At 59.2% G+C, this 3,131-nt stretch carries 2 protein-coding genes and 1 pseudogene; all 3 read right to left on the bottom strand.

Annotation, left to right across the window (positions count from 1 at the left end):
- A pseudogene (locus tag VB777_RS07035) lies at window positions 1-509 on the bottom strand (IS5/IS1182 family transposase); the annotation flags it as partial.
- A 242-nt stretch (window positions 510-751) separates the two neighbouring features.
- A complete protein-coding gene (locus VB777_RS07030; RefSeq protein WP_323247962.1) occupies window positions 752-1,546 on the bottom strand; it encodes a reverse transcriptase domain-containing protein in 795 nt (264 codons plus the stop codon).
- An 84-nt stretch (window positions 1,547-1,630) separates the two neighbouring features.
- Entirely contained in the window at window positions 1,631-2,992 is a 1,362-nt protein-coding gene (tnpC, locus tag VB777_RS07025) for an IS66 family transposase (protein ID WP_416238319.1), read from the bottom strand.
- Between the last annotated feature and the right edge of the window lie 139 nt (window positions 2,993-3,131).

Here is a 3,131-nt window from a genome sequence, read left to right as displayed (position 1 = left end):
AGATTCCGTTCAAGATGACCGAGCTGCTGCTTGATCGCTTTTCGAATCTTGCTGATGCGAGGGCGCTTCTTCTTTGCTACTGCCAGAAACTGCTGACGGGCTTTCTTCCGGTGCGTGCGTGGTTTCATGCCAAACCCTTCTCTGATCGGCGGATGCATCGCGTCAATCAGTTTTTCGGTGACTTCTCTGGCTTCGTTGAGAAGGGATAAATCAATCGGATAGCGGATGTCAACCGGTGCGCAGGTGGCGTCAATCAAGAGTGTGCCTTGGTTGGCCGATGGCGTAGACGTGTGATCATTGCTCCCATGTCCCGTGGAAGAACCGCCATCCTTGTCTGCACCTTGATCATCGTCGGTACCTGCGGCCTGGATCACATTTAGCCCATGGCGCACGATCCGTTCGTTGCAGTCGTTGATCACTGACTCCGGCAGGCGCTTCCGGAAATAGACCATCATCGACGGATCAAACGGTGCTGAGAACTGGAATGCTTCTAGTCCAATGAAGAATTGTCGAGTCGCCCGCGGGAACTGCCCCCGCAGGCGCTCACAGAACCGGACGTGACACTCTCGCGTCATCCGGCTCTTGTCATCCAACCGTTGCGTGGCCAAGAATTTGCCAATGGACAAATAACTGTGGTTTCTGCTGAGCAATGTTGTTCAGCAGCCGCAGGCTTCGTCCACGGTGGCCGCGCAGAGGTTTGTGCTTCTGACGCAACCAAGATCCAAGCCGCTCGTCAAAGTAACGAAACAGCTTATGGGCACCACGAAAAATCGGCCTTGTCGCGACCATTGGCCAATGCCGACGCCGGCCAGTACATGAGTCTCAATCGCTGCTTCCAAGGTAAATCGGTATTTTTCGTGGTGCCCTTATTCCACATCTCCGTTGGATAAAAGCGACCATAATACTGCCACCAGCCTCGTAGAACCGGATTGAGCATTCTGGCAACATCGTCTAACGACAGATGGGAGTGATGGCGCAACCTCCACCCTCGAATGCGCTCCCTCATCTTTTTCAAGGACAAGGGGCTTGCCGCTGGCGCAAAATTGGTGAACAACTTACCCCAGCGATTCTTTGCACAGCGGGGGCGGAACGCAAAGCCTAGGAATTCAAACTGAATCTCCTCGAACGTACCACGTCTATTGGAATCCCTGCAGTAGACTACATGAGTCTTCTCAGGATGTAGCGTGAGATTGCAGGCCGAGAATCGGGCCTGTAGGCTTTCCTTCAAAGCCTGCGCCTCTCGCTGACTAGAGCAGTGGCAGATCACATCATCTGCATAACGCTCGAACTGGATATCAGGATGTTTCCTGTGCATCCAGGCATCAAATACATAATGCAGAAATAAATTGGCAAGAAGTGGGCTGATCACACCGCCTTGGGGCGTCCCGCAGGTTCTCGCCTGCAGTTCTCCATTGGGCAGTCGAACAGGTGCTTCGAGCCAACGCCGCAGATAAAGCATCACCCAACGCTCCTTGATGTGTAACTGGAGGGCCTTCAGCAAGAGATCATGATCGATTGAGTCGAAAAATCCCTTGTATCCGTTCAGGGGCCGTTACGCAGCAGCGCAGCATTCCACCCCTGATCGTTGATCAACGAGCAACCACAGACACCACGATCGATGACGGCCGGCTCAGGGATTCGGCAACAGCGATGGCATCTCACCGCCGCGATGATGGGCGATCAAGGCCTGCTCCAGGAACTGCCAGATATCACGGCCCTGTTGCCGCAGGCTGGTGGTGACCGTGAGCAACCTGCTGCGGCAGATTGCACCCTGGCGGGATTGGACGCCATGGCTGATCTTGCGCTGAATCACCGAATGGCGCAGGGCACGCTCGGCTGCGTTGTTGGTGGGCTCGATCCCTTCAATCTCCAGGAAGGTCCAGAGGCCATCGCTCACTTGCAGCAACTGATGGCAGGTACGCACCGTCTTGGCCCACGGCGTTCGCTCGCCGCGCTGGCAGCCCAGCTCCACAACCCGCTGCAGCGTGCCCACAAACGCCTGGCGGATCGGCCGACAGCCCTGCTGCAACGTGGACCAGTCGATCGTTCCGTCTTTGTAGCGGTGCCACTGGGCAAACAGCTGCTGCTGCAGGCCCAGCAGCTCCGCTCCAATCTCACCGCTGGCGCCCTGACGGTCAGCGATGGCGGTGAGATCGCGGATCACGTGCGCCCAGCACAGCTGGCGCTGCTCCAGCGGGAGATGGTTGTAGGCGGAGAAGCGATCGCTCACCACAATTCCGCCAAAGGCATTCCCGAGCAGGTCGATCGCGGCGGCAGCCGAGCGGCTCAGGCTCTGCAAGAACACTGTCACCCCCATGGCGGTCACCATGACCCACTCCCAGCCGCGCCGGCCATCGGGGTTGCCCCCATCGGCATTACCGGTGGGGGCACCGGTTTCATCGACATAGACCACCGACTGCTGACGGGCAAACGCAAGGGCCTCCTGCATGGGCTGCTCCAGTGCTGCACTCAAGCGCTGGCGGATAGTGGCCATCGCTCCCCGGCTGATCTGTACCCCCAGCAGCTGATCCAGCAGCGCCTGGGTCTTGCTGAAACTCAACGGGAAGGCACTACCCAGCAGACCCACCAGAGCACTGAGCCGGGGACCGTAATGGCTTACTTCCACCTCCGCCGGTAACGAGGCACAGGTGCTGGTGGTACAGCAGGGGCAGACCAGGCGGTGCAGCCGGTGCTCGATCACCAGAGGCGTGATCGGTGGAATCTCGATCACCTGGTGCCTCAAGGGCTCGGGATCCTGACCCTGTAGCAACGTGCCGCAGCGGCGGCAGGCCTGGGGGTGGTGCTCGACCACCTCATCCACCCGCTCGATCGGCAGCAGCTCCGGCCCAGATCCGGGATGGCCCGGCTGGCCGCCGCGCTTGCGGCCACTGCCCTTGCGTCGTTCGGGCGGCTTAAACCCCTGGCCATCACTGGAGGGAGGCTTGGAAGAATTGCGGGAGCTGCGGCCGATCCGCTCGCGCAGATGGGCCAGTTCGGTCGCCAGGGCGGGCCGCGTCCCTTTGCGTGGTGTAAAACCCGGGGCCCGAATGCCCTGATCAGAGGGTGAACAGGGTGGAATGACGGGCTGTCATTCCGGAGGTGCAGATGCGCCTCTTGCAGCCACGATGAAT

This window comes from Synechococcus sp. CCY9202 (assembly GCF_034931685.1).
Taxonomy (GTDB): domain Bacteria; phylum Cyanobacteriota; class Cyanobacteriia; order PCC-6307; family Cyanobiaceae; genus CBW1002.
The sequence above is the reverse complement of the archived record's forward strand: the minus strand, read 5'-3'. Positions and strand labels throughout refer to the sequence as shown.